At 70.0% G+C, this 24002-nt stretch carries 24 protein-coding genes, 1 tRNA gene and 1 pseudogene; 12 read left to right on the top strand and 14 right to left on the bottom strand.

Annotated features, from left to right (window positions below; translation table 11 throughout):
• The first annotated feature begins 84 nt into the window (after nt 1-84).
• From ACFC79_RS05985 to ACFC79_RS05960, 6 genes are all read left to right on the top strand, one after another.
• Nucleotides 85-264 (top strand): hypothetical protein, encoded by a 180-nt coding sequence (locus ACFC79_RS05985; RefSeq protein ID WP_376235742.1) that lies wholly within the window; start codon nt 85-87, stop codon nt 262-264.
• 808 nt (nt 265-1072) lie between these two features.
• A complete protein-coding gene (locus ACFC79_RS05980) occupies nt 1073-2659 on the top strand; it encodes a type I-E CRISPR-associated protein Cse1/CasA (protein ID WP_376235739.1) in 1587 nt (528 codons plus the stop codon).
• On the top strand, nt 2656-3216 hold the full coding sequence (gene casB, locus ACFC79_RS05975) for a type I-E CRISPR-associated protein Cse2/CasB (protein WP_376235737.1): 561 nt from the start codon (nt 2656-2658) through the stop codon (nt 3214-3216). The genes ACFC79_RS05980 and casB overlap by 4 nt, the downstream gene beginning before the upstream one ends.
• Nucleotides 3213-4544: a type I-E CRISPR-associated protein Cas7/Cse4/CasC gene (locus ACFC79_RS05970; RefSeq protein WP_376235734.1), complete on the top strand. Its 1332-nt coding sequence runs from the start codon at nt 3213-3215 to the stop codon at nt 4542-4544. The genes casB and ACFC79_RS05970 overlap by 4 nt, the downstream gene beginning before the upstream one ends.
• On the top strand, nt 4541-5425 hold the full coding sequence (gene cas5e, locus ACFC79_RS05965) for a type I-E CRISPR-associated protein Cas5/CasD (protein WP_376235732.1): 885 nt from the start codon (nt 4541-4543) through the stop codon (nt 5423-5425). The genes ACFC79_RS05970 and cas5e overlap by 4 nt, the downstream gene beginning before the upstream one ends.
• On the top strand, nt 5422-6144 hold the full coding sequence (locus ACFC79_RS05960; RefSeq protein ID WP_376235730.1) for a type I-E CRISPR-associated protein Cas6/Cse3/CasE: 723 nt from the start codon (nt 5422-5424) through the stop codon (nt 6142-6144). The genes cas5e and ACFC79_RS05960 overlap by 4 nt, the downstream gene beginning before the upstream one ends.
• Before the next feature lie 123 nt (nt 6145-6267).
• On the opposite strand, the gene ACFC79_RS05955 is transcribed toward ACFC79_RS05960, so the two are convergent.
• Both ACFC79_RS05955 and ACFC79_RS05950 read right to left on the bottom strand, forming a co-directional pair.
• On the bottom strand, nt 6268-7224 hold the full coding sequence (locus ACFC79_RS05955; RefSeq protein ID WP_376235728.1) for a hypothetical protein: 957 nt from the start codon (nt 7222-7224) through the stop codon (nt 6268-6270).
• Between the two features lie 475 nt (nt 7225-7699).
• Nucleotides 7700-7772 (bottom strand) — tRNA-Arg (locus ACFC79_RS05950).
• A 328-nt stretch (nt 7773-8100) separates the two neighbouring features.
• On the opposite strand from ACFC79_RS05950, the gene ACFC79_RS05945 reads away from it, so the two are divergent.
• The 4 genes and pseudogenes from ACFC79_RS05945 (at nt 8101) to ACFC79_RS05930 (ending at nt 14597) form a co-directional block, all read left to right on the top strand.
• Complete coding sequence (locus tag ACFC79_RS05945) at nt 8101-9786, top strand: dynamin family protein (protein ID WP_376235837.1); 1686 nt, start codon at nt 8101-8103, stop codon at nt 9784-9786.
• Nucleotides 9783-11834, top strand: a complete 2052-nt coding sequence (locus ACFC79_RS05940) for a GTPase (RefSeq protein WP_376235726.1) — start codon at nt 9783-9785, stop codon at nt 11832-11834. The genes ACFC79_RS05945 and ACFC79_RS05940 overlap by 4 nt, the downstream gene beginning before the upstream one ends.
• A gap of 96 nt (nt 11835-11930) precedes the next feature.
• Nucleotides 11931-12311 (top strand): annotated as a pseudogene (locus ACFC79_RS05935) (single-stranded DNA-binding protein); the annotation flags it as partial.
• Nucleotides 12312-13142: 831 nt separating this feature from the next.
• Entirely contained in the window at nt 13143-14597 is a 1455-nt protein-coding gene (locus ACFC79_RS05930; protein WP_376235724.1) for an LAETG motif-containing sortase-dependent surface protein, read from the top strand.
• Nucleotides 14598-14893: 296 nt separating this feature from the next.
• Here the strand turns inward: ACFC79_RS05930 and ACFC79_RS05925 are convergent, their stop codons facing one another.
• The 12 genes from ACFC79_RS05925 to ACFC79_RS05870 form a co-directional block, all read right to left on the bottom strand.
• Nucleotides 14894-16141 carry a tyrosine-type recombinase/integrase gene (locus ACFC79_RS05925; RefSeq protein WP_376235722.1) on the bottom strand — a complete coding sequence of 416 codons (1248 nt, stop codon included), beginning with the start codon at nt 16139-16141 and terminating at the stop codon, nt 14894-14896.
• Nucleotides 16141-16338, bottom strand: a complete 198-nt coding sequence (locus tag ACFC79_RS05920) for a helix-turn-helix transcriptional regulator (RefSeq protein WP_376235719.1) — start codon at nt 16336-16338, stop codon at nt 16141-16143. Before ACFC79_RS05920 ends, ACFC79_RS05925 begins: the two co-directional genes overlap by 1 nt.
• Nucleotides 16335-17744: a replication initiator protein RepSA gene (gene repSA, locus ACFC79_RS05915; RefSeq protein WP_376235716.1), complete on the bottom strand. Its 1410-nt coding sequence runs from the start codon at nt 17742-17744 to the stop codon at nt 16335-16337. The genes ACFC79_RS05920 and repSA overlap by 4 nt, the downstream gene beginning before the upstream one ends.
• Nucleotides 17741-17911: a hypothetical protein gene (locus tag ACFC79_RS05910; protein WP_376235714.1), complete on the bottom strand. Its 171-nt coding sequence runs from the start codon at nt 17909-17911 to the stop codon at nt 17741-17743. Before ACFC79_RS05910 ends, repSA begins: the two co-directional genes overlap by 4 nt.
• A gap of 5 nt (nt 17912-17916) precedes the next feature.
• Nucleotides 17917-18096: a hypothetical protein gene (locus ACFC79_RS05905; RefSeq protein WP_376235711.1), complete on the bottom strand. Its 180-nt coding sequence runs from the start codon at nt 18094-18096 to the stop codon at nt 17917-17919.
• Nucleotides 18097-18188: 92 nt separating this feature from the next.
• The gene (locus tag ACFC79_RS05900) at nt 18189-18425 is read right to left on the bottom strand and encodes a hypothetical protein (RefSeq protein ID WP_376235708.1); all 237 of its coding nucleotides are present in this window, start codon (nt 18423-18425) and stop codon (nt 18189-18191) included.
• A gap of 1 nt (nt 18426) precedes the next feature.
• The gene (locus ACFC79_RS05895; protein WP_376235706.1) at nt 18427-18768 is read right to left on the bottom strand and encodes a SpdD protein; all 342 of its coding nucleotides are present in this window, start codon (nt 18766-18768) and stop codon (nt 18427-18429) included.
• A 12-nt stretch (nt 18769-18780) separates the two neighbouring features.
• Nucleotides 18781-18969: a mobile element transfer protein gene (locus tag ACFC79_RS05890; RefSeq protein ID WP_376235704.1), complete on the bottom strand. Its 189-nt coding sequence runs from the start codon at nt 18967-18969 to the stop codon at nt 18781-18783.
• A gap of 3 nt (nt 18970-18972) precedes the next feature.
• The gene (locus ACFC79_RS05885) at nt 18973-19155 is read right to left on the bottom strand and encodes a hypothetical protein (RefSeq protein ID WP_376235702.1); all 183 of its coding nucleotides are present in this window, start codon (nt 19153-19155) and stop codon (nt 18973-18975) included.
• Nucleotides 19156-19174: 19 nt separating this feature from the next.
• On the bottom strand, nt 19175-19876 hold the full coding sequence (locus ACFC79_RS05880; RefSeq protein WP_376235699.1) for a DUF2637 domain-containing protein: 702 nt from the start codon (nt 19874-19876) through the stop codon (nt 19175-19177).
• Nucleotides 19877-19963: 87 nt separating this feature from the next.
• Nucleotides 19964-21319, bottom strand: coding sequence for an FtsK/SpoIIIE domain-containing protein (locus ACFC79_RS05875; RefSeq protein WP_376235697.1), 1356 nt, complete (start codon nt 21317-21319; stop codon nt 19964-19966).
• A gap of 2 nt (nt 21320-21321) precedes the next feature.
• Entirely contained in the window at nt 21322-21651 is a 330-nt protein-coding gene (locus ACFC79_RS05870) for a hypothetical protein (RefSeq protein WP_376235695.1), read from the bottom strand.
• A gap of 152 nt (nt 21652-21803) precedes the next feature.
• Here ACFC79_RS05870 and ACFC79_RS05865 point away from each other — a divergent pair, with 152 nt between their 5' ends.
• Both ACFC79_RS05865 and ACFC79_RS05860 read left to right on the top strand, forming a co-directional pair.
• Nucleotides 21804-22670: a GntR family transcriptional regulator gene (locus ACFC79_RS05865; protein ID WP_376235692.1), complete on the top strand. Its 867-nt coding sequence runs from the start codon at nt 21804-21806 to the stop codon at nt 22668-22670.
• Nucleotides 22657-23349, top strand: a complete 693-nt coding sequence (locus tag ACFC79_RS05860; protein WP_376235689.1) for an HAD family hydrolase — start codon at nt 22657-22659, stop codon at nt 23347-23349. The genes ACFC79_RS05865 and ACFC79_RS05860 overlap by 14 nt, the downstream gene beginning before the upstream one ends.
• Nucleotides 23350-24002: the final 653 nt, after the last annotated feature.

Here is a 24002-nt window from a genome sequence, read left to right as displayed (position 1 = left end):
CTAGGACCGCGGTGGCCTCTCCGCCAAGCTGACTGTGCAGCCCGGCGGAGGAAGCCCCGGGCGCCAGCCGGAAGGATCTTTACCGTGCACTTCCTGTCAGCTATCGCCAAGGATGCCGCCACCCTGGTCGCCGTCGGCGGCGTGATGTACACGGTCCTGCTCGCGGTCGTCGCCATCACATCGGTGGCGGCCCGCACTCCGGGCCATCGCCGGGACGCTCGCGCCACGTTGGCCATCCTGATGAAGCGAAGGCCGCCCCGTTGACGGCGCCCACGGGCGCTTTCGCGGAGGACGTGAAGTAGGTAGAGGGAGGGTACTCATGTGCTTTTGGAGCATCGTCCTCTCGGTCTACTGCTCCGTCTGGGCTGAAGTGGTGTGACCAGTGGCGAGTCGGCGTCGCCCGGCGGCCGCGCCTGGGGAGGCTCGCGGCGTAGGGCCCCGATGGATGCCCACGATGTACGACGAGAGGAGAGGCATGACGATGCGGAGACGCAGCCCGGACGACGAGGAAGAACCGGGGTGCCGCGCTTGTCGGCGAGACGCCGTTTACGGGAACCGGTGGCGAGACCTGACCTGCCTACTGCTCGGTGCGACGGCGTCGCCGGTGATCAGCTGTATGGGTGATCACCTGGCAACGTGGGCGGTCCCGACGATCTGAGATCGCCGAGACCGCCCAGCCGGACGGCTTGTCCGCCTCGTCGTCACCAGCGAGTACAGGCGGATCGAAGCCAGGGAAACGCGTGGTGGCTGCCGCTGGAAACGGCGGTGGCCACCACGCTCCGACGTGCTGACAGGCTACCTTCCACTCCCACACGAACGTTGATTTCGCCGCATATGCGCGACCTTGTACAGTTCGTGAGGCGTCATCAGTGATCCCTTTCGAAGGGATGGCCCGTCATGCGCTTTTGGCATCGGTGCAGTTTCCCTCCCCGCGTGAGCGGGGATGTCTCCAGTTCCACCCGCGCGTTGCGTTCTCGGGCAGCTCTTCGGGAGTGCCCGATGCGACAATTCCATTACTGCTAGCGTTACCCCGGTCGCTGTATGTCACGACCGACCGGAGCGGTAGCCAGTCTTGTCCGTAGCGCGTCCTTCAGTCGAGCGGCGTCCCGTCTGGGACCCGCGTCATCAGCCCTGTGCGCCCGCCATCACCGACGAGGGTGAGGCCGTCGAACTTTCTCTGCTCGAAGTCTTCTGCCGTGCCGAGCAGTTGAGTGCACTCTCCTGTGCGACGCCGGGGGAGGGCGTTGCGCTCGTGGAATATCTGCTGGCGATCTGCTTCGCCGCCGAGGCCTTTCCGTCATCCGCTGCGGAATGGTGTACCTGGGTGGGCGAGGGGCGCGGCCTGGACGGTGTCGCGGAGTGGCTGGCCGGTGAGCCCGATGACGGATGGAACTTGTTCGATCTCGACCGACCTCTCGGGCAGAACAGTGACTTGGCGCCCTACCTGGACGAATATGGCACCGGGCCCGCGCAGTTGGTTCTGGAGCGTGTGGGGGACTACAGCCAGTTCTTCGACCACCACCATCTCGAACACTCCGAACCGCTCCCGGCCGCCGAAGCGTTCAGGGCGCTGCTGACCCAGCACGTCTACGGACTGTCCGGCCGCGCCAGGGTTTCCGGCAAGGCGACACTGGGACCGAGCCTCACCAACCTCGCCGCAGGACGCCTCCAGGGCCGCATCCGAGTCGTGGTCCAGGGCCGCACCGTCGGTGACACGCTGCGGCTGAACCTCTATCCCCCCGCCGGCGGCGAGGTGGGCAAGTTCAACCGGTCGTGGACGACCGCGGACTTTCCGCGCCGGGGATTCAAGACGAAGCCGCCGGGGCGCGTCACGTCCGGGCCGGCGGACCTGCACAGCAGCCTCGGTCGCTCCGTTCTCCTGCGTCCTGTGTCGACGGCGGAGGACGAGCCCGTCATGGTCGACCGGGTGCTGATCGGTGCGGGGGAGCTCCTCAGCCTCGACCCGGAACGCGACCTGGAGGACGCCGTCTTCGCGAAGAAGCTGAACGGGCACGGCAAACCGCTCTGGCCGTCGCCCACCCGGGCCCTGTGGCGCGACGCCCACGCGCTCTACAGCGCGGCGAGGGAGGCGGACAAGGGCCTGTTCGGGCGGCTGCGGGACCTGTCGTTCCCGCGAGACGGCGACGGTCCGCCCTGCACGATGTGGGCCGTCGGGCTCATCGCCAACAAGACCCTCGCGATCTCCTGGACGGACGGGTACTTCCCGTACGCCCCGAGCCAGGGTGAGGCTCTGTGCGAGGCGTCCCGGCGCGGTTCGGACATCGCCGAGTACGTGGCCCGCGCGTTGGAGCGGTCGGCCTACGCGGCATGGAAGATCGTCTATCCGAACCCCAAACCCGCCGACCGCGGTGCCCAGATGGCCCGCTTCGACGCCCGCCGGGAGTTCTGGCCCGCGGCGGAGGAACCCTTCTACCAACTGCTCGACCAAACCGCCCGAGGCGAACCGGTGCCGCTCGGTCTGCTGGACTATGCAGGTGAACTCCGGCTCATGGCGGCGGACTTCCTCAAACAGCGGCTCGACCCCCTCCCGCAGAACGAAAAGGGCCACCGCGCCCGTGCCCGCGCCGAGCAGCGTTTCCGCTGGGACATGGCCGACAAGAAGGCCCCTGCCGAACTCCGAGGGGAGATGCACACATGACGGAGCGGACCGAGTCCCTCTCGGACCGACCGGGCGCCGAGCAGCTCACGGCCTGGCTGGTGAGCCTCGTACACAACCGGGGGTACGGCGAACTCGCCCAACTGCGCCGTACCCGGCCGACCGACACCCACATCCGCGCCGGATGGTTCGGGCCACCGGAGCACCGTGAGGTCTTCGAGAAGGTCGCCTTCCTCTTCGGCGTCTACCACCAGGGCAGGCCGGTGCCTTCGTACGGGGTGGGAAGCCTAGGAGCCGCGGCGCGCAGGATCGGAGACGGCACGGGGCGCGGTCCGGACAACCCCGGGGCGCAACGGCTGCTGGCGAGCCTGGTCGCGAGCCGTCGCGTTCCCTGGCGCCATCTCCAGCACGCGATCACCCGACTGCGGTCCTGCGAGCAGGCTCCGCCCTCGTGGAGTCGGCTCACCGACGACCTCACGCGATGGCACGACCGCAAGGCGCGCATCGCCTACGGATGGTCGGTGGACTTCCACACCCCGCCCCCGCGGAGTCGGAACGGAACGAACAATCAGACGATGTGGAAGGACGCGAGTACGTGACCGAGGCACCCCGTAGCCAGTTCCTCTCCCTTCACCTGCTGGAGACCCTGGTCGCCGTACTGCCTGTTCGGGACGAGAACGGATCGCCGAAGAGTCTTGTCTACGGCGGCGTCGAACGTCACATGATCAGTAGCCAGGCGCGCCGCCGGGCAGAACGCGTGCACGCCCGCCATCGGGCCAACGTCGGCATCGGCGCGCTGGCCGGCCGGAGCACCGGACTCCGCACCCGTGAGTGGGCGCTCATCACCGCCAAGGCCCTGGAGACCGATCACGGCTGGGACAAGCAGGAGGCCGTCACCACGGCGCGCGCGGTCATCGAGGCGACCGGCCTCAAGTTCGGCGACCCGGCCAAGAAGACCGTCGCCAATCTGACCAAGGTGCTCCTCTTCGCCCCGGCCGACACCGGTGCCAGGATCGCCGAACACGTCCAGACGCACGCGGACGACCTGCGGGTCTGGCGGGACGCGTATCTGCTGGCTCAGCGGGAGAACAGCAAGAAGGCGGCTCGGAAGAGCAGTCGGAAGACGGAGCCCGATCCGGATGAGGCGGTTGAGCCCGTCGAGGCGTCGCTGCCCGCGCTGGCAAAGCACCACCGTGATGCCGTGCTGCTCGCCATCGCGCCCCGGGATGCCATCGACATCGCTCTCTACGGGCGGTTCCTCGCGGAGATCGCCGACTCGCCCAATGTCGACGGGGCGGTGCAGAGCGGCCATGCGTTCACCGTCCATGAGGCCGAGCAGGTCGACGACTTCTACGCGGCGGCGGACGACGCCAAGCTGCACCGGAAGCGGAACGCGCTGGATTTCCTCGACGCCGCCGACGACGCCGGGGCCGGCATGACCGGCTACCAGTCGCTGATCTCCGGCACCTTCTACCGTCACGCAGCCCTCGACCGCGTCCAGCTGATCACCAACCTCCGTGCCGCGGGTATGACGGAGGATGAGGCGGCCGAGGCCGCTGTCGCCGCGGAGAAGGAGTTCGTCAACGCCTTCGTGGAGGCGTTCCCCGAGGCCAAGAAGAACTCCACGGCCTCCACCGGCTCGTTGCCCGCGCTGGTCCTCGCCTTCGAGGGCGCGCGTCCCTACAACTACGCCGCCGCCTTTCAGCTTCCCATCGACGAGAACCCGGTCGCCGCAGGGGGCGAAGGTCCGGCCGGTCCGGCGGCGGTACGCAGGCTCCTGGCCCACCATGCTTTCGTCAGCGACCGTCGTTCCGACCTCCGGGCCGCGCGGGTCCTGACCTACGACCCGCAGATCGACGCCGTGCTCAGGGAGTCAGGCCATGCGGGTGTGGAGGCCGTGACGGAGATCGAGGAGCTGACGTCGTGAACCACGTGCTGCTGGTGCGGTTGGCTGCGCCGTTGCAGTCCTGGGGCGTGGTCGGCAGGTTCGGGCGGCGCGACACGCACACCAGACCCACCAAGTCGGGGGTGATCGGGCTGTGCGCGGCAGCGCTCGGCCTCCCGCGGGAACCTCCGCCGGGTGTCCCCCGTAATGACACGAACGACCCGCTTGCCGAACTGACCCCCCTGCTCTTCGGCGTCCGGGCCGACCATCCCGGCAAGCCGGTGCGCGACTACCACACCGTTGGTGCCGGCCGGTATCCGTTGAGACCGCGTGACATCGCCACCGACCACCGGCGTGCTGCCGCGGCCGGTCAGATGCTGGAGACGAGCACCGGGGACACCTTCGGCCACCATGAACTGGACGACTGGTACGGAGCGCCGAAGAAGATCGCCGCCGATCCGCTCTCGGGCATGCTCGTCTCCGGCGAGGTGCGCAGAAATGCCTTGATCACCGAACGCTGGTATCTGGCCGATGCCACTTTCCTCGTAGGGCTCCAGCACCCCGACAAGGAACTGCTGGAGCGCATAGGCCATGCCCTGGAACACCCGAAGCGCCTGCTCTGGTTGGGCAGGAAATCCTGCCCGCCGTCCGGGCAACTCGCCCTCGGGGTTCTGCCCGGCACTCTCGCGGAGGTCTTCTCGGCCGTGGCACTGCTGCCCGCGCTCTTCGAGGTGCCTCCACAGACGCGGAACGACCGTCCCTGGGCCTGGGTCGAAAGCCGTCTCCCGCTGCCCGGAACCGGCCCGGTCATGGACCAACCGGTGGGTTTCCACGCCATGGGTCCGAAGCACGCGGTGCGCTGGGAGTCCCGGATCCGCGTCACCATCGATCCGCACGCCGGCGATTGGAACATCATCCCGTGAAAGCGCCCCGAAGCACCTCCGCGAGGTTCGTCGCCACACACACCCTCCTTGCCCTGGACGCCCGGCACCCGTACGTGGCCAAGTCACTGATCGACGCGCAGGACATGCACCGAACGGTCATGAGCGGGTTTCGGGGCTGGGTCGACGACGGCAGCCGTGACGCTCGCGCTCAGATGGGCATTCTGTCGACCTGGACGCTCGACCTCCGGGAGGCGCGGCTCTCCCTGGTGGTCCAGTCCCGCGTCCCCGGTGACTGGAGCAGGATCCCGAGGGCCGCACTGGCCGAGGAACCGGAGACGCTGACCCTCGACCGTACCTTCGGCGTGGGAGAGACGGTCGATTTCCGTACCGTCGTCAACCCCGTCCGAAGCCGTCCGCCGACACCGGGCTCACCGGAGAAGACTCGCGGGACTCGGATCGCACACACCCGGCCCGATCACGTGAAGTCCTGGTTCGCCCGCCGCCTCCAACCCCTCGGCGAGCCCCCTGTCGCCTCCGACGGAGTGACCCGCGTGGGTGCCGATGCTCCCATCGACGACCTGTCGGTCCGCATGCTTCCCCGCATCTCCAGCCCCGCTCCTCACAAGGGACTCCGTCTCGCCCGCGCCGAGATCAGGGGCAAACTGACGGTGACGGATTCCGCGGCGTTCGTCGGGGTCCTGGCGAGTGGAATCGGGCACGGGCGGGCCTACGGATGCGGGCTGGTGTTGGTGCGCTGAGGGCGGGGGCACCCTGTTGTGCCCCAGTTTCTCCGCCGGAAGAAGACGTGAGAGCCTGCGCGGAACACGCGTGAACCGGTCCCGGCCCCGGGCAGCCCCTGCCGGGACTGCCCGGGCGGTCCGTCAGGCGTAGTAGTGGATGGTCCCGCGGAGAGCCGCCGTCGTTCCCCCGCAACGCTGGAGGAAGGTGGCCGCGAGGGCCGTGATCCGGTCCTGGTCGTCGGTGGCCATCCGGGTAATGGTGAGTTCCCCCGTCTGGTTGCCGCAGCCGCGGCTTTCGTGCGAGACATCCAGGAACGCGGTGCTGCGGTCGGTGATGTCGCCCGTCCGGTAGGTGCGTCCCACTCGGAGCCGCTCGCCCTCCGGGGCCGCGAACCGGACGCTCCAGCTGTCGCGCTTGCCCGACCCCGTGTAGCCGACGATGCCGTCCGTGGAGCCGGTGAGCCGGAAGAGGCTGGTGGACCCGGTGTAACTGTTGCTGGTTCCACCTCCGATGTAGTCGCCGTCCTCGCTGTCGTAGGCATAGGAGAGCGGGAACGCCTGGTACCTGATCTCCCCGGTGAGCGCGGGCGCATCAGCGCTCTCGCACCGCTGGGTGAAGGTCAGGTCCAGCAGGGAGAGCCGGCCCGATGCGTCGAACTCGATCTGATCGATGGCGAATTGCCCGAACACCTCGTTGCACCCGCGGTGGAATCCGCTGACGTCCATGCCCGGCGCACGGCCGCGGAAGGGGTCGCGCTCCGCGTCCCGGTACACGCCCGGGCGCAGCGATTCCCCCTGAGGCGCGACGAACTCCATGTCCCAGGAGTTCGAGGAGAGCGAGATCCTCCCGGTGCCGGGATCTCCGGCGACGCCGTTCGCCGACACGCCGTCGTACCTGCCCGAACCCCCGCCGCCGACCCAGTCGCCCTGTTCGCTCGTGTACGTGTACGAGGAGACCGCCACCGGTTCCGTCCCCGTCCCCGGCTCCGCCCACGCGGCCCGTTCCTGCGCCGATGACGCGGCTGCCCCTGAACCCGCGAGAGCGAGCCCCGTCGCCAGGATCACGCCGACGCGTCTCGCGCGCACCCAGAAGTTCACAGAAGTCCCCTCCCTGTAGGCCGTGTCGCCGCCCTGCCGTCCGCTGCCCTGCCGTCCGCCGTACGGCGGACGGTCCGAGGACGAAGACACGGTCCGTGTCGCCTGTTCGATACAGGCGGTCGTTCCCTACCCCTCCGTTCCGGGCGGCGACACCTCGTACGGGACGACCCCGGCCACCGCCCTCCCGCTGCGGGGCCGAGCCGTGCTCCCGCCGCCGACGGGCTCCCGGCGGCTCGGCGAGCCCGTCCTCGACGGTGCCCTCGTCGAGGACGGGCTGCCTCGGCCCGGGCGGTGTCGTGGGACTGCCGGTGGCCCGGTGCGGATTCCGGCGCATCACGGATGAACCGGACGCCGCGGCGTGCCCGGTGGAGTCCTCTTCCTTCCCCCGCCCGCCTCGTCCCCTCCTACGCCGTCAATGGCTGAAAATCGCCCCGGCCAGCAAAAAGACCCTCCCGAGGGAGGGTCTTGTCCGGTGCGCCCCCGGCAGGACTCGAACCTGCGGCCAAGCGCTTAGAAGGCGCCTGCTCTATCCACTGAGCTACGGGGGCCGGGTGGTGGCCTCGGTGGCCTGGAACCCCGGGCCGGGCTGGTCGGTGACCTGCCGGGACAAGGATAGGGCTCCGATCACCTTGTTCCGGTTGCTTCACCTGCGTGGCACGATGTGGAGGTTCGGTGAAGCGAACCGATAATCGCAGGTGGACAAGATTCGTGCATCGCTTTTCGCGCCTCTCGCGCCGGGTGTTGTGCAGTCGTTATGCCTGCGCCCCACTCGTCCCCTCTGTCCTGACCTGAATTCTGCGGCAAGAACCGGCGCGCAGGGATGGCTATACGCTTCAAAAAGGCTCCAAAATTGGGCATTCTTCGCATGTGGTGACCTTGGACGTACGGCCTCAGCTCATCGACGCACTTTCCGCCCTGCGCGACCGTGTCGCCGCCGTGCGTCTTCCGCTTCCGCTGCCGGGGGCCGCCCGCGCCCGCCGGACGCGGAGCGAGCTGCTCGCCCAACTCGACGACTATCTGCTTCCCCGGCTCAAGGACCCCGAAGCGCCGCTGCTCGCGGTCATCGGCGGGTCCACCGGGGCCGGGAAGTCGACGCTCGTCAACTCGCTGGTGGGGAGGCCGGTCAGCGAGGCCGGGGTGCTGCGGCCCACCACGCGCACGCCGGTGCTCGTCTGCCATCCGGATGATCATCACTGGTTCGCGGGCGCCCGCGTGCTGCCGCAGCTCACCAGGGTCTGGCTGCCGCCGCAGGAGTCACGGGGCCTCGACGGTCGCGACGGCATCGACGATCTCGACAACCTCGACGACCTCGGGGGGTTCGACGGCGGCGAGGACGAGGCCCAGGTCGCGCTGCGCGTCGAGACCGCCACCGGGCTGCCGCGCGGGCTCGCGCTGCTCGACGCGCCCGACATCGACTCCCTCGTGGTGCGGAACAGGGTGCTGGCCGCCGAGCTGATCTGCGCCGCGGACGTATGGGTGATGGTGACGACGGCGTCCCGTTACGCGGACGCGGTGCCGTGGCACCTGCTGCGCACGGCAAAGGAGTACGACGCCTCGTTCGTCACCGTTCTCGACCGGGTGCCGCACCAGGTGATCGCCGAGGTCGCGCGGCAGTACGGGGCACTGCTCACCAGGGCGGGCCTCGGCGAGGTCCCGCGCTTCACCATCCCCGAACTGCCCGAATCGGCAGGCGGCGGCAGTGGGCTGCTGCCCACCACCGCGGTCGCCCCGCTGCGTGCCTGGCTCAGCCATCGGGCCCAGGACCCGGCGGCCCGGCAGCAGGCGGTCGGGCGCACGGCGGCCGGGGTCATCGACTCGCTCGACGCACGGCTGCCCGCCCTGGCCGGGGCGGTCGCCGCCCAGTACGCGGCGGTGGTGCGGCTGACCGCGGTCGTGGAGGACGCCTACCGCGTGGAGAGCGACCGGGTCGGGCGGCGGTTGCTCAAGGGCGGCGTGCTCGCCGGGGACGCCCGGACCCTGTGGCGCGGATATCCCCAGTTCAGCACGTCCGACGAGCTCCTGGAGGCCCTGGTGGAGAGCCTTGCCGCGCTCCTGGGGTGTGCGGTGGCCGCCGCCGACGAGCAGATTCGTGCGGACTGGCGGCGTGAACCGGCGGCCGGGGCGTTCGGTTTCGAGGACATCGGCCGGGAGACCGGCGGATGGGGGCCGGCCGAGGACATCGGCGGGCGGGTCGCCGTCGCCGTACGACGGTGGCGGCGCACGCTGGAGGAACTGGCGGAGGAGGAGGTGCGCCGGCTCGAACGCGGAGCCGCACCCGACCCCGGGACGGTGGCGGCGCTCCTGGCCTCGGCGCTGCTCGGCGGCCGACGCACGCGCGCCGCCGGGGAACAGCTCGCCGAGCGGATCGGTGCCCAGGGCGCGCTGCGGCTGCGCGACAGGGGCGGCGCGCTGCTGACCGAATGCGTAGACCGGGTGTTCGACGGCGAGCGCGACCGCCGTCTCGCCCCGCTCGACGCCCTCGACGTCGCCCCGGAGCCGCAGGCCGAACTCATTGCCGCGCTGTCCGTACTGCAGAAGCAGAAGGAGAGGTGGCAGCGATGACTGCCGTCATTGACGAGGGTGCGAGCCGCAGCGGTGGGCCGGTGGCCACCGGGGACCCGGACCGGATGGACCGGGCGGACGGCGCGGACGCGGACGCGGGTGTACCGGAGGCGGACGGTGGCTGGAACGACGGGCTCATCGCCCGCCGTGCCGCAGACCGGGCGGCACCCCCCGAGCCCGGGGCCGGGCCGGACGACGGCACACGGCCGCACCGGGGCGAGGCGTACGCGCTGTCCGACGGGTCGCTCCGGACCCGGCTCGACGCACTGCGCGAACTCGTCGGGCTGTCCCGGGCCCGCCTCGACAAGGACACCCTCGCCGAGGCGGGTCGGGTACTGGACGAAGCGGCGGCCCGTCGCAGGCTCTCCTCCCGGCACACGGTGATCGCCGTCGCCGGAGCGACCGGCAGCGGCAAATCGACCCTCTTCAACGCGCTCGCGGGCGCACCGATCTCCGACACCGGGCTGCGCAGACCGACCACTGCCGCCCCGCTCGCCTGTTCCTGGACGGACGGAGCGGCCGGACTGCTCGACCGCCTCGCGATTCCCGGCCGGCTCAGACGTCGCCCGCACCAGGGCGGTGCGGGCGGCGACGACGCGCTGCGCGGGCTCGTCCTCGTCGACCTGCCCGACCACGACTCCGCCGCCACCGGGCACCGCGAGCAGGTCGACCGGGTGCTCGCCCTCGTCGACGCGGTGATCTGGGTCGTCGATCCGGAGAAGTACGCCGACGCGGCCCTGCACGAGCGCTACCTCAGGCCACTCGCCGGGCACGCCGAAGTCACCTTCGTCGTCCTCAACCAGATCGACCGGCTGCCCGGCGACGCCGCCGATCAGGTTCTCGACGACCTTCGCAGGCTGCTCGACGAGGACGGCATGGCACTCGGCGAGCACGGTGAGCCCGGGGCCGCCGTCATGTCGCTGTCCGCGCTCACCGGTGAGGGCGTGGGCGAACTGCGCGAGACGCTCGGCCGCTTCGTCCGGGGGCGCGCGGCCGCGGCGAGCCGCCTCTCCGCGGATGTGGACGCCGTCGCGGCCCGGCTCCGTCCGGTGTACATCACGGAAGGGCGGCCCGGTCTCGGCGAGCAGGCCCGGGAGGAGTTCGCCGACCGGCTCGCGGAAGCCGTCGGGGCTGCTGCCGCGGGACGGGCGGCCGAACGCGAATGGCGCGGGAACGCGGGACGGGCGTGCGGTACGCCGTGGCTGCGGCTGTGGCGCCGGTACGAATCCATCCGGCGGCCGGGACATCAGGAGCGACCCGCGGGGCCCGCACCCGCCGAGGAGCTGCTCACGGCCCGGCAATGCGTCGAGCAGGCGGTGCGGACCGTGGCTGACGAGGCCGCCCGCGCACTGCCCGCCCCCTGGGCACAGGCGGTCCGCGAGGCGGCGGTGACCGGTGCGGAAGGACTGCCGGAGGCGCTGGACGAGCTGGTGGAGAGCACCATCGGAACGCCAGGTTCGGGTATTTCGTTCGATACGGGTGGTTCGGGTGGTTCGGGTGGTTCGGGTGGTTCGGGTGGTTCGGGTGGCGCGGGTGGCGCGGGTGGCGCGGGTGGCGTGAGCGGTGCGGGCGGTTCCGGGGCGTCTGGCGGTTCGGGCCGTGGGCGCGGTGCGGCCGACGGGCGTCGGCCGGGGGCGGACGCGGTCCGCGGCGTGCGACAGGGCGGTGGCGGTGGTGCTCGGCCCCCGCGGCCCGGGTGGTGGCCCGCCGCCGTGCTGGCCCAGGCGTCGATGACCGTGTTGCAGATCCTCGGGAGCCTCTGGCTGGTCGGCCAGATCGTCGGTGTGCTCGAACCCGGGTACATCGTGCCCGCCCTGGTGCTGCTGACGGGTCTCGTCGGAGGGCCGCTGGTGGAGTGGGCGTGTGCGGCCGCGGCACGGGGGCCCGCGCGACGGTACGGGCAGGAGACCGAGCGGCAGTTGCGCGAGGCGGCGGCAGCCTGTGGGCGGGCGCGGGTGCTCGACCCGGTGGCGGCGGAACTCGTGCGGTACCGCGAAGTGCGTGAGCGGTACGTGGCGGTGACGGAGTTCTCCACAACCGTTCGGTAATCCACAGGCGTCGGCAGGATTTCCGCCTCTCCTCCAGTCTGGATGCGTGACCGCGCGGGTGCGGTCACGCATCCGTGACGAAGGGGAGGCGGAGCCATGAACGACACCTTGGTGACCTTGGTGGGCAACGCGGCGACGGGCGTGGAATACCGGGAGACCGCCGGCGGCGGGATGTCGCGCTTCCGGTTCGCGGTGACGCCGCGGCGTTGGAACCGGGAGAAGCGGAGTTGGGCCGACGGGCACACCAGCTTCTACACCGTGTGGGCCTGGCGGGCCCTTGCATCGAATCTCTCCGGCTCCGTATCCGTGGGGGAACCACTCGTCGTGCACGGCAGGTTGAAGGTGCGGGAGGAAGAACGGGACGGTCGCCGCCGGACCTTCGTGGACATCGAGGCAGTCGCGGTCGGACACGATCTGACCCGGGGGACGGCCGCGTTCCGGCGGGTGATGAGGAGCGGGACGGGACTCGATGCGCGTGCGGGAGGTACGGAACCGGTCGGCGCGGACGCCGCGGACGCCCCGGGCGGCGGAGCGGAGCGCCCTGGTGAACCGGACTGGTCGAGCGGAGCGGCCGGACCGGTGAGGTCGCCGGGACCGGCAGCACCGGCAGCACCGGCAGCACTGGCGGGGCTGGAAGGAACAGTGGGGCCGGAGGGGCCGGAGGGGCCGGAGGGACGGAACGGGCGGGAGGAGAACGGCGAGCGGGCCGGTCGGCGACGGGGCAAACGATCGACAACGCGTCAGCAGGACGGGCGGGAGCTGGTGTTGGTGACGTGACGGGCTGCCCGACGGCGGTGGGGCCGGTGGTACGAGACCGAGGCGGGGTGAAGCGGGGCCGGTGCCGGTGGACCGGATCGGGGCTGACGGACCGGGCCGGTGGCGACGGGCCGGGCCCGGGGCGAGGCGGATCGGGGTGGGCCAGAGGGGACCCGGGTGCGGTGGACCGGGGTGCGGGGACGGGGTGGCAGGGAGCAGATCACCAGTCGTACGGCCGCGGCGACTGGGAGCGAGCGGGGGTGATGAGACGGCCGATGAGACGGTCGACGAGGCGGCTGACACCGCGCCGGAGGCCCGTGGCCGTCTGCTGAACGCCACCCAACGGTTCTGCGACGCGGAGGCATTCGGGGGTGCGTATCGAGAACCGGGGATAACGATTCCGAGTCGGAATGGTTGTACGACGTTATGACGGGGGACTGTTCATCGCTTCGTCCTTAGGATTCCCCCGTACTCACGGGGCACTTGAGTCAACTGGCGGGGCAATCCCCACACGCGCATCAGGCGCGGAGGGTCCCGCCCGGAGGGAATTCTGTGTTTTCTGCTGCTTCAGTGACGGTTCCGTCTTCCACGGAGACATCTGATTCTCCACGGCGGCGGGGCATAGCCCGGCTGGCCGCTTCGGTGGTGGCGTCCGGTCTGGTCATGGCAGGCACCCTCGTCGGCGCCGGCAGCGCGGTCGCCGACGACGCGACGCACCATCCGGGTGGCGCGGCCGCAGTCCTGGACGGACTGAAGACCTACGACCGCGCCGTGCTCCACACGAACGGCAAGAACCAGCAACTGCCCGCCGGTGTCTTCGAGATGACCGTCGACGGCGGTGGCAAGCTCAAGACGTACTGCATCGACATCCACAACCCCACGCAGGACCGGGCGAAGTACCTGGAGACGCCCTGGGGGCAGACCTCGCTCGGCGGCAACAAGAACGCCGGCAAGATCCGCTGGATCCTTGAGCACTCCTACCCGCAGGTCGACGACCTCGCGGCACTCGCCAAGGAGGCCGGTACCGGTCCGCTGACCGAGAAGACGGCGGCGGCGGGCACCCAGGTCGCCATCTGGCGCTACTCGGACGACGTCGACGTCGAGGCGACCGACAAGGCGGCCGAGGAGCTCGCGGACTGGCTCGAGAAGAGCGCCGTGAACCAGGACGAGCCCAAGGCATCCCTCGCCCTGGACCCGGCCGCGGTCTCCGGCAAGTCCGGCGAGCGGCTCGGTCCGATCACCGTGCACACCAACGCGGGCCAGGCCTCCGTGACCCCGCCGGCCGACGCCGCCAGTGGCGTCAAGATCACCGACAAGGACGGCCGGCCGGTCACCGGCGCGGCCAACGGGGCGCAGATCTACTTCGACGTCCCGGCGGGCGCCGCCGACGGCTCCGCCTCGCTGACCGTCCAGGCCACCACGTCGGTGCCGGTCGGCCGGGCCTTCGCCGGTGTGACCAAGAGCCAGACCATGATCCTCGCCGGTTCCAGCGAGTCCACGGTCTCCGCGAACGCGACGGCGACCTGGGCCAAGAAGGGCGCGATCCCGGCCGTCTCGGCCGAGAAGAACTGCACCAAGGGCGGCGTGGACGTCACCGCGACGAACAAGGGTGACGAGGCGTTCACCTTCGAGCTGGCCGGCAAGAAGCACACCGTCGAGGCGGGCAAGTCCGAGACGGTGACCGTCCCGGTCGGCGAGGACCAGGCGTACGACATCACGGTCACCGGCCCCGAGGGCTTCTCCAAGACGTTCAAGGGCGTCCTGGACTGCAAGACCGGCGGCAGCAAGACCGGCGGCGGCCACGACACCCAGACCGAGGGTGAGCAGCCCGCCCCGGCCACGTCCGGCGGCTCGGCCGGTACCACCGACTCCACGGGCGACCTCGCCGAGACCGGTGGCTCCAGCGCGACCCCGGTGATCGCCGGTGTCGCGATCGCCCTCGTCGTCGTCGGCGGCGGCGCGGTCTTCCTCCTCCGCAGGCGCAAGGAGCAGCCCTCCGCGCAGTAGCCGGGAGCGGTCGCGGGAACCGAAGGGGTCCCGCGACCGCTGACTGAGCGGCCCCGAGTGAGGCTCATGCCCGGTACGACGACGGCCCCGGTACGCATCCGCGTACCGGGGCCGTCGTCGTACCGGGGCCCGTGGCGCGCCCGGACCGCAGGGAGGCGCGGGCTGGTTTCCGTCCGGGGTCGGACGTCAGGCAAGATGGTGTGTTTCTGGCGACCACGAGACGCGAAAAGGCCCCTGACCAGCGAAGGAGTCGCTGACCAGAGGCCGTTGCGGGGCCGTGGGCCGTCTGTGGGCCGTCAGGCATTCTCAGGGACGCCGGATGCGCGTCCGAAGACGGCTGACACAGCCGCACGCGTCCGCTGTTCACTGCTCGGCATCAGGTGCGTGTAGATCCGCAGCGTGAATCCGGGGTCCGAGTGGCCGAGGTACACACTCAGAGCCTTGATGCTCTCACCTCCGTCCAGGAGCACCGAGGCATAGAAGTGCCTGAGCGCGTGCATACCGTCGTCCGGTGCTGCCGCGTACCGCTCGCCCCGTTCTCTGGGCGGGATGACGCCAGCGGACGCCAGGGCCGGTTTCCATACGTGGTCGTCGAAGTAGCTGCGCCAGATGGCATTGCCTATGGCACTGGTGAAGACGAGCTGGCGAGCCACCAGTGGCCCGTCCGGCGTCTTCCAAGGCAACTTGACCTCGACCGGCGGGAACCGAGCCATGTGGGCGCGCAGAGCAGCCGCCGTCACCGGGCTCAGCGGCACGTCGCGAAGCTTGCCCCGCTTGGGCGGCGCGAACACGAGCTTGCCACCCACGCGCTTGATCTGCTGTCGCACGTACAACCACCCGGAGGCGAAGCCGACGTTCTCCTGGTCCAGCCCGAAGATCTCACCTTGACGCAGGCCGCAGCCGCCACCAGCGTCCACCGTCGCCGCGTAGCGGTCAGGTAGCCCGGCCCGCACGGCGAACACACGGCCTTCGGGCCAGGGCTGAACCAGCCGCGGTTCCGCCTCTGGAGCCTTGACGGACTGAGCGTGGCACGGATTCGACGGGATCACTCGGTCATCTACTGCCGCGTTGAACAGGGCCGACACCGAGTCGTAGATAGCCCGCCGGTACGTCGCGTTGGGAATCGAGACCGTGAGCTTGCTCAACCAGGTCCGCACGTGTTCCGGCTTGAACGACCCCATCGGACGGGCACCCAGATACGGGACCGCGTGCAATCGGATCCGTCGCTTCACCGCTTCCTGGCTGACCGCGTCGGTCGTCAGGCCACTGAGCCACTTCTCGGCGTACTCCCGGAAGGTGATTTGTCCGGCCTTCGGGTCGAAGAACTGTCCCGAGTCCATGTCGGCCTTGATCCGGTCGAGCCACTTCTCGGCCCGGCGTTTCTCGCGGTCAGGAAAGCTCTGCGACTGCTCGGAGCCGTCGGGGCCGATGTAACGGGCGCGGTATCGGAGACCGGTGCCGTAACGGTCGGTCTTGACCCGGCGAGGCTTCCCATCGGGGCCGGGTTCGGTCTTGTACCAGCGGTCTTGGACGTGTCCGGCCATCAGGCAGCTTCCTTGTCCATGAGGGAGGCGACCCAGGTGCGTACGTCCTCGGGGTCGAAGCGGAGGTGCCGGCCGACCCGGAAGCCGCGGGGACCGGTGTCCTTGCGGCGCCACTGGTAGACGGTTTCGACCGGGATGCCGAGGAGGTCGGCCAGGTCGACCGGTGTGAGGTAGCGCTCGGGAAGGGGGCGCCTCATGCCCGTACCTCCGCTTCGTCGAGTGCTTTGAGTTCGGCGCGGTGTTCGCGGGCGTGTTCGCGGTTGTGCTGGATGTCGCGGTGGATGTTGGCGGCGAGCCAGGATTCGCCGGGGGTGTGGCCGTGTCCGGCGTAGGCCCAGTGGGCGAGGGTGAGGGTGGTTGCTTCGGGGTGGTCGTCGGGGTCGGGGAGGCCGAGGGCGGCGCGTTGCTGGGCGGCGCGGTAGTCGGCGCGGACCTGGCGGAGTGCGCCGAGGGTGGTGGAGTAGGCGCGGGATTTGGTGGAGAAGTGGCCGCGGAAGCCGAGCATGTGGGCCCAGTCGCGGAGCTTGCGGTCCGGGTATGCGTGGTGGAGGTCGAGGCACGCTTCGATGAGGCGGCGGGGGTGGTCGGGGACGCCGAGGAGGACGAGGGCTTCTTTGTTGCCGATGCGGTGGTCGACGGTGCCGGTGGTCTCGGCGGCTTTGGTGGCGTACTTGGCGACGTAGGAGGCGACGGCTTGTTCGGTGAGGTCTTCTCCATTGCCGAAGGCGCCGATCGGTTGAACGTCGAGCTGGGTGCCCCAGCGGAGAACCCACCCAGTGGGGAATCCCGCTTCCTCGTTCGCGGGGACGGCGAGTTCGACGCGGTCGGCGGCGGCGCGGATGGCGTCTTCGAGGAGGGTGTGGGTGGCCCAGGCCGGGGGCGGGGAGTCCGGGCCGTCGGGTCCGTCGAAGCGGATCACGGCGTGGAAGTGGACCGCTCCGCGTTTTTGGTACTCGGCGACTTTGCCGAAGGAGATGCGGGATTGTTCGCGGGCGGCTTTCTGGGTGAGTCCGGCGCGGGCGGCGATTTCGCGGCGGAGGTAGATCGTGAAGTAGCGCCAGAGGTCGGAGGCGTGGTTGTTCCAGAGCACGGCGCCCGCGTAGTCGTAGGTGGCCGGGGCGAGGGCGGTGCCGAGTTCGGGGGCGTTGTCGGGGTGGTGGGTGCCGCAGCGGCAGGGCCGGTTGTCGGGGCGGTTGTGGACGGGCCCGAAGGAGGGGGCGGTGAGGGTGGCGAAGACGCGGGGGTGGTCGCGGATCGTCTCGGGGGTGCCTTTGGCGGGGTCGCCGGTGAGTCCGGCGCGGATGAGGTGGTAGGTGTCTCCGGCGTAGGTCCAGGCGCAGGCGGGGCAGCGGGAGGCGCGGCGGTTGCCGCAGGCGACGCGGAGTCGTCCGCCGGGTTCGGTGTCGGTGGTGTAGTGGTGCAGGAGGGTGCCGGTGGCGCGGTCGATGGTCTTGGTGGCGCCGGTGAGGTGGATGGGCTGTGCGCATCCTCCGGTGCGGCGGATCTGTTCTTCCCAGCGGTCGTAGCCGGTGGACCCGGCCACCCGGAGGATGTCTCCGAGGGTGGTCGGGTCCAGGCCCGCCGCGGTGGCGGCGTCGGTCACTGGTTGTTCTCCTGGGGCGGGTGGTTGTCGATCCACTCTTCGGCGCAGACCTTGTGGACGGGCTTGCCTCGGTCGGAACGGAGCGGGGTGGGCTTGTCGCACAGCACGCACGGCTTGTCGCCGGTGGGGTCGAAGTGCTTCTTGTCGCTCCAGTCGAGGAGGGCCATGGCGATCACACCCCGACGCGGGCGATGGTGCGGGCGGGGATGTGGCCGGTGCCGTGGCAGGCGGGGCAGTCGGCGTTGAGCGTGTGACGGTGGCCGTCCGGGGTGGTCTGGCCGGTGGTGATGGCGACGCTGGGGAAGCCGTCGCAGTGGGCGCAGATCGGCCGGGGCAGGGTGTTCTGGGGCATGATGGTGTTTCCCTTTCGGGTCCGTTGGATCTGGAGTGGGGTGGGCGCCCGGGGCGGCGGAAACTTGGCGGTTGAGGCCGCCCCGGGGGCTGTCAGCGGCGCCGGTTGCGGCGCGGGGTCTTGATGGGCGGGATGGCGTCGTAGGCGTCCTGTCCGCGCTGGAACGAGGCGGCGTCGTTGTCGGTGCGTGCGGTGTCGGAGTACTCGCGGCCGATGCGGCGCATGGTCTTGCGGTCGCCGTGGCGGCGGGCGATGGCGAACTCCCGGCCGAGCTCGGTCATGGCGGGATTACTCGGGGTGTCGTCGTTCTTGCGGCTGAACAGACCCATGTCAGTGGCCTTTCTGGTTGTTGAGGAGCGTGCGCAGGACGACCGCGCAGACGGCGACGGATGCGGCGGTGATGGCGGTCGCGAGGAGCATTGAGACCAGGACGGCGCCGACGACGAGGACCGCGGTGGTCCCGCCCGCGACGGCGGCGATCAGCGTGCCGGGCGTGAGCTGCACCGTGGACCGGCCGACCGGAACCGGGGCCGAGGCGGGAGCCGGGGGCGGGGTGGTGGCCGGGGTGTGGTGGCAGTCGCAGGCCGGGTGCACGATGCCGGTGAGCGGCTGGACCAGGGACATGTCCGGGGAGGGGGCGGTGTCCGGGGGCGGAATCTTCGGGTTGAGCACAGGAGTCTCCTTTCAGGGGTTGCAGCGGTGGGTGCGGGCGGTGAGTTCGGCGGCGGACCGGTCGCGGTAGTCGGCGGAGAAGCCGCAGCCGGGGGCGGTGCACGCGGCGGTGTGCCGGGTGCGGCCACAGCCGTCGTGGTGGGTGCCGACCTGGACGGGGCCGATACGGATCACGTTGGTGAAGCGGTTCGGGCGCGGCACGGTTCAGCCCTCCCGCCGGAGACCGCCGGGGAAGTCCGAGGCGACGCGGGCGTTCTCGGCGGGGGAGTTGGCGCAGTACTCGGCTTCCTCGGCCAGCAGGGAGGCGAGGCCCGGGTTTCCGGCGTTCCTTTCCTCCTGAGCCGCGGCGAGGTAGTCCTCGCGGGTGGGGCGAGAACGTAAGGTCATGGCTGCTGTCCCTTTCTGATCAGGCGAGTTGGGCGGTGATGGCGTCGGCGAGCGGAGCCGGGACGCCGAGTCGGGCACGCAGGGCGGCCGAGTCGATCGGGTTGCCAGTCGTGACGCGGTGGGTTTCCGCGATCTTCCGGGCGTGGTCGAGCAGGGCCGGGGGAACAGCCATGGCCGGAGCCAGGACCGCCGCCGGACGGGGCTCGGGCTCGGGTGTGGGCGGGAGTTGTGGGGCCGGTTCCGGCTCGGGCGCTCGTTCCACGCTGACGTCCGGGACCGGTTCAGGCTCGGAAACGGCCGGCAGTTCGGGTTCCAGGGCCGGTTCGGGTTCGGCCGGTGCGTCGGCGGGGGCGGGGGTGTGGGCGAGGAGGGTTCCGCCGAGGAAGGCGAGGGCGGGCCATCCGGCGACGAGGATGCGGAGCCAGGCCGGTACATGATCGAGGTCGAGGAGTCCGGCGGTGGCGATGTTCGCGCCCAGCGATGCGGCCAGGGCGATCACGAACCAGACCCAGGCGGGTCGGTTACCGGCGTGGGTCCGCATCCGGCGCCAGGAGGCGACGAGCAGCAGATCCACGCTGACCGGGTAGGCCCACGCCTTCCAGCCGTCCTGTCCGGCCGCAAGGGCCAGATCATGCAGGTGGGAGAAGGACAGGGCCCCGGCGATGACGGCCTGGACGAGCACGGCGTCGAGGCGGATGGTGGGGGCCCTCTTGGCAACCATGATGATGATTCCTTCGGGATTCAGGCATGGGCGGGGTAGGGACCTGGCGCGAGACGGTCACGCCGACCGGAACAGCAGGGGAGTGCGCTACTCGGTGACCGGGCCCGGCTTGAGCAGCGGCGACGGACCGGCCGGGGCCGTGGTGGCGGGGACGGCCGGGCGGAACGGGGCCAGGGCCGGGATGTCGGGGGTCAGGTGCGCGTGCTCGTGGCAGATGGCCACCGCGTCGGCCGCGCTCATCTCCGGTGTGCGGATGCGGGACCAGCCGCCGGAGGAGTCACCGGCCACGGCCACGCCGGGACGGTCCGGCGGGATCGTGGTGACAGCGAAGACCGCTTCGGGGGCGATGTCGCCCAATCCCATGTCGGCGGTCTGCTTGTCGTTGACCCGGTGCACGACACGGCCGGTGAGCTGAGCACGGAGCATGGTGGCGCCCTTGCCGAGTTCGGAGCCGAAGCGCTGCCCGCAGACCTCCAGATAGATGCCGACCGCACGGGCCATCTGCGCGAGCCGGATCATGTGCATCACCATCCGGTCCCGGCGTTCCTCGTCCTTCTTCGCCGCGGTGAGGAACAGTTCCGCCACCTCGTCGACCAGGACCACCAGCGGCACCGGCCGCACCTTCACCGGCAGCGCCCACAAGTCGGAAACCCCATGAGTGCTCAGGACGTCGAAGCGGGATTCCATCTCCCCCACGAGCGCTTCCAGCAGCGACGACGCTTCGTCCGGGGTGACGGCGAGGGCGGAGAGCCGGGGCGCGTACCCGCGCTGTTCGACACCGCGCTTGCAGTCGATCCCCACCAGCCCCACCGGCAGTTTTGCCAGCTCGGTGATCAGGTTGCGCTGGTACATCGACTTGCCCGACTGGTTCGCACCCAGGGTCAGGGAGTGCGGGATCTTGGTGTAGTCGCGGACGAACGCGGTTCCGTCCTCCCGCAACGCCACCGGCACCACCATCGGCCCTGAGGCGCCACGGGGCAGGCGGCGCGGCATCTTCACCCGCCGCAGCACGTCATAGCCGGTCATGCGCAGTTCGACGAACCCGGGCTTGGTCTCCACAACGTGCACCGAGTGGACGCCCCAGGCGTGCCGGAGCCGTTCCGAGGCCGCGGCGACGTCGGCGGGTTCCAGCCCGGCGGGGAGCCGGAGGGTGGCACGCATCCCAGTGAAGGAGCCGCGGACCTTGCGGACCTTCGGCGGGACCGGCTGGACGTCCTGGCGGCGGGCCACGTTGCGGACCATGAACGCCCGCAGTCGGGACGGCTGAACCGTCAGCCCGCACACGTCCATCGTCGAGTGATACGTGGCCGCGAACCGCACCCGGGCGACCGGCAGACCGGCCAGCGACCAGAACACACGAGGAGCGTGCCCCTTCGCGTAGCCGAGCCCACCCGCAGCCGATAAGGCCCCGGCCAGCTCGATCACCGTGGTGATGTCAGACATGGTCAGGCACCGGCCAGGATGGCGACCGCGCGGAAGCTGATGCCGTGCCGGGTCTGCCCGTTGAACGTGTTCTCCCAGTCCCGGGCCTTCAGCCCGACCACCGACACCGGCGTCCCCGGCGCCAGCCCCTCCGGCACACCCGTGCTCGGAACGGTCACCTGGTACAGGTTCCCCTCACCCTCGTCTGAGATCAGCAGACCCACCGTCGCGAGCTGGGCACCGGTCTCCCGGTCCACCGCGATCTCACCGGTCTGCTTGCTCACGAGCTTCGGCACGGGGGCCGTGGCAACGAACACCACAGCGGTCGACGTGTCCACCTTGAACGACGGCATGGTCTCTCCTTCGAGATGACAGGCAGGGGCTAGATGACCAACTTGGCTATCTCGGTTGGTCACATCTCGAAGTTAGAAGACATGGCTAGCCATGTCAACAACATGACTGCCATGACTGTCCCGCTTGAAGTGAGTCGCCTACCATCGACTTCATGACCTTTGTCCCCGAGCCCCTCGACCCAGACGATGACCGAGCCCCGTACGAGCAGGTAGCCAGCAGCCTCGGAGCAGCGATCCGGACCAGGCGACTAGCGCCCGGCGAGAAGCTTCCGTCTCACAAGGAGCTGACGGAGCTCTACGGGTTTGCTCGGGCGACGATCCAGCGCGCGCTCCGGGACCTTGAAGACGAAGGGCTCGTGGTCTCACGCAAGGGCAGCGGTGTCTATGTCCGCAACCGAACGGAACGGCCGGCGGGGCTGCGACCGTATGTAGAACAGGCTTTCGCGCAGGATCACGTCACGATCGACTTCGCGGGGTTCTCCAGCGAGACGCTGCACGGTGCGCTTCAAGAACCGCTGGACAAGATCCGCGTCGGCAGGCTGACCCCATCAAGCATCACTATGCGGATACTCGTCCCGGACATGTCTGTGCCACAGGCCGCACCTGTGCGTATGGCGGATGGGGCAGACGACAAACGGCTCCGGGATCGGATGCACGACATCATGATCGGCTACACCCGGAGCATCCGGGATGCGATCAACGAGCTGGAACACCTGGGGTTGGTATCAGAGACGCGGATCAACGTCCGTGTCCACAGCGGCACGCAATTCTTCAAGCTGTACGTGATCAACGACGAGGACACATTTTTCGGGTACTACCCGATCCGCCCCAACAAGGTTGTCGCCCAGGGCGAGACGATCGAGATCTACGACCTTGTAGGCAAGGACACGACGCTCTTTCACTACTCGGTCAACGACGGCGAATCCTCCGGTGGGGCCCAGCAGGTCCAGCAGGCCCGCATGTGGTTCGACAGTGTCTGGGAGACCATCGGAAGGGACTTCAACCTTGACGCACGATGACCGCCTCCCGGAGGCCCTGGCCAACGCACGCGTGGTCTTCTTCGACTTCGACGGTCCTGTATGCGATGTGTTCGCAGGGCTCCCCGCTCCCGAAGTTGCCAAGCAACTCACCGTGCTGGTCGCAGCCAAGGACGTGGCTGCGGGCGCGAAGGCCGCTGAGACCGACGACCCGATTGAGGTTCTGCGCATTGCTCACGAAGCTGACGGCGAGCTGGGCCAGGAGGTGGAGCGTGTGCTGACGGCAGCGGAGGTGGAAGCCGTCGCGGTGGCTGGCCCGCCGACACCGGGAGCAGTCGAAGCCCTCCAGGCCGCGCACTCCTCGGAAAGGGTAGTGGCGGTGGTCAGCAACAACTCTGCCGAGTGCGTTGAACACTTTTTGAAGGCAAACGGTTTGGAGGGTTACGTCGTAGGGATTGTCGGCCGACCGGTCGGACAACCTCATCTGATGAAGCCCAACCCGTTCCCGCTCATCACGGCAGCCGAACGGATGCACACGGACACTGCGGACTGCACTCTGATCGGTGACTCGCTCACTGACATCCAGGCCGCTCATGCAGCCGGGGCAACAGTGATCGGCTACGCCAACAAGCCCCACAAGGCTGAGCTGTTCGCCGAGGCGCGAGCAGACGCCATCACCGATGACATGCATGACATTGCCGATGCCCTTACCGCGGCATAGCCGGGGATCAGTGGAGGACCTGTTACAGGTTTCTCTACCTCATCAAGCCCCCACCCTGCGGGTGGGGAGGGGACCATGCCGGGTGCTCCTGTGGAGGGACCGCTACTTCCGGAACCTGTCGGGCAAGAGGCATACACCCCTTCGGAAGAGCCACCCCCAGGACCACACGGAAGCGGCAGGGCGAGCAGGACAACCCCTTGCGTTCCAGGGGACGGGGCGGCCAGCAGGGGACGTGCCCGCGGTGGGTGGCCGTGGTCTGCGGGGCGTGGTGGTTCTTGCCCTTCCGGGCATCCGGCGCGGTTGGGCCATCGGCATTCTGCCGCCGCAGCGAATCACACCCCACCGGCCCGCCACGCGGGCCGGCGCCGGGCTCGGGGACTCGGGCGCCGCTCCTGCCTGCGGCCCGCTCCGCCCGGCCCCCGGCCCCGCGCCACCAGTAAGTTGCCACGGGGTGACCTGCTACACGCTCTGCCCCGCCCTCCACACCGCCGGACCGAGGACAACCACCAGCCCCCCCGCGAACCACCAGCCCCCGACCACCGCACCCCCATCAGCCACCACACCCCCACCCAGCGGGGAACACAGCGGCCCACACGCACCACAGACCCAAGCTGCACCACCGAGAAGCCTGCCCCAGAACCCGCAAGGCGACA

The sequence above is a fragment of the Streptomyces sp. NPDC056061 genome (genome assembly GCF_042266885.1).
GTDB lineage: Bacteria > Actinomycetota > Actinomycetes > Streptomycetales > Streptomycetaceae > Streptomyces.
The sequence above is the reverse complement of the archived record's forward strand: the minus strand, read 5'-3'. Positions and strand labels throughout refer to the sequence as shown.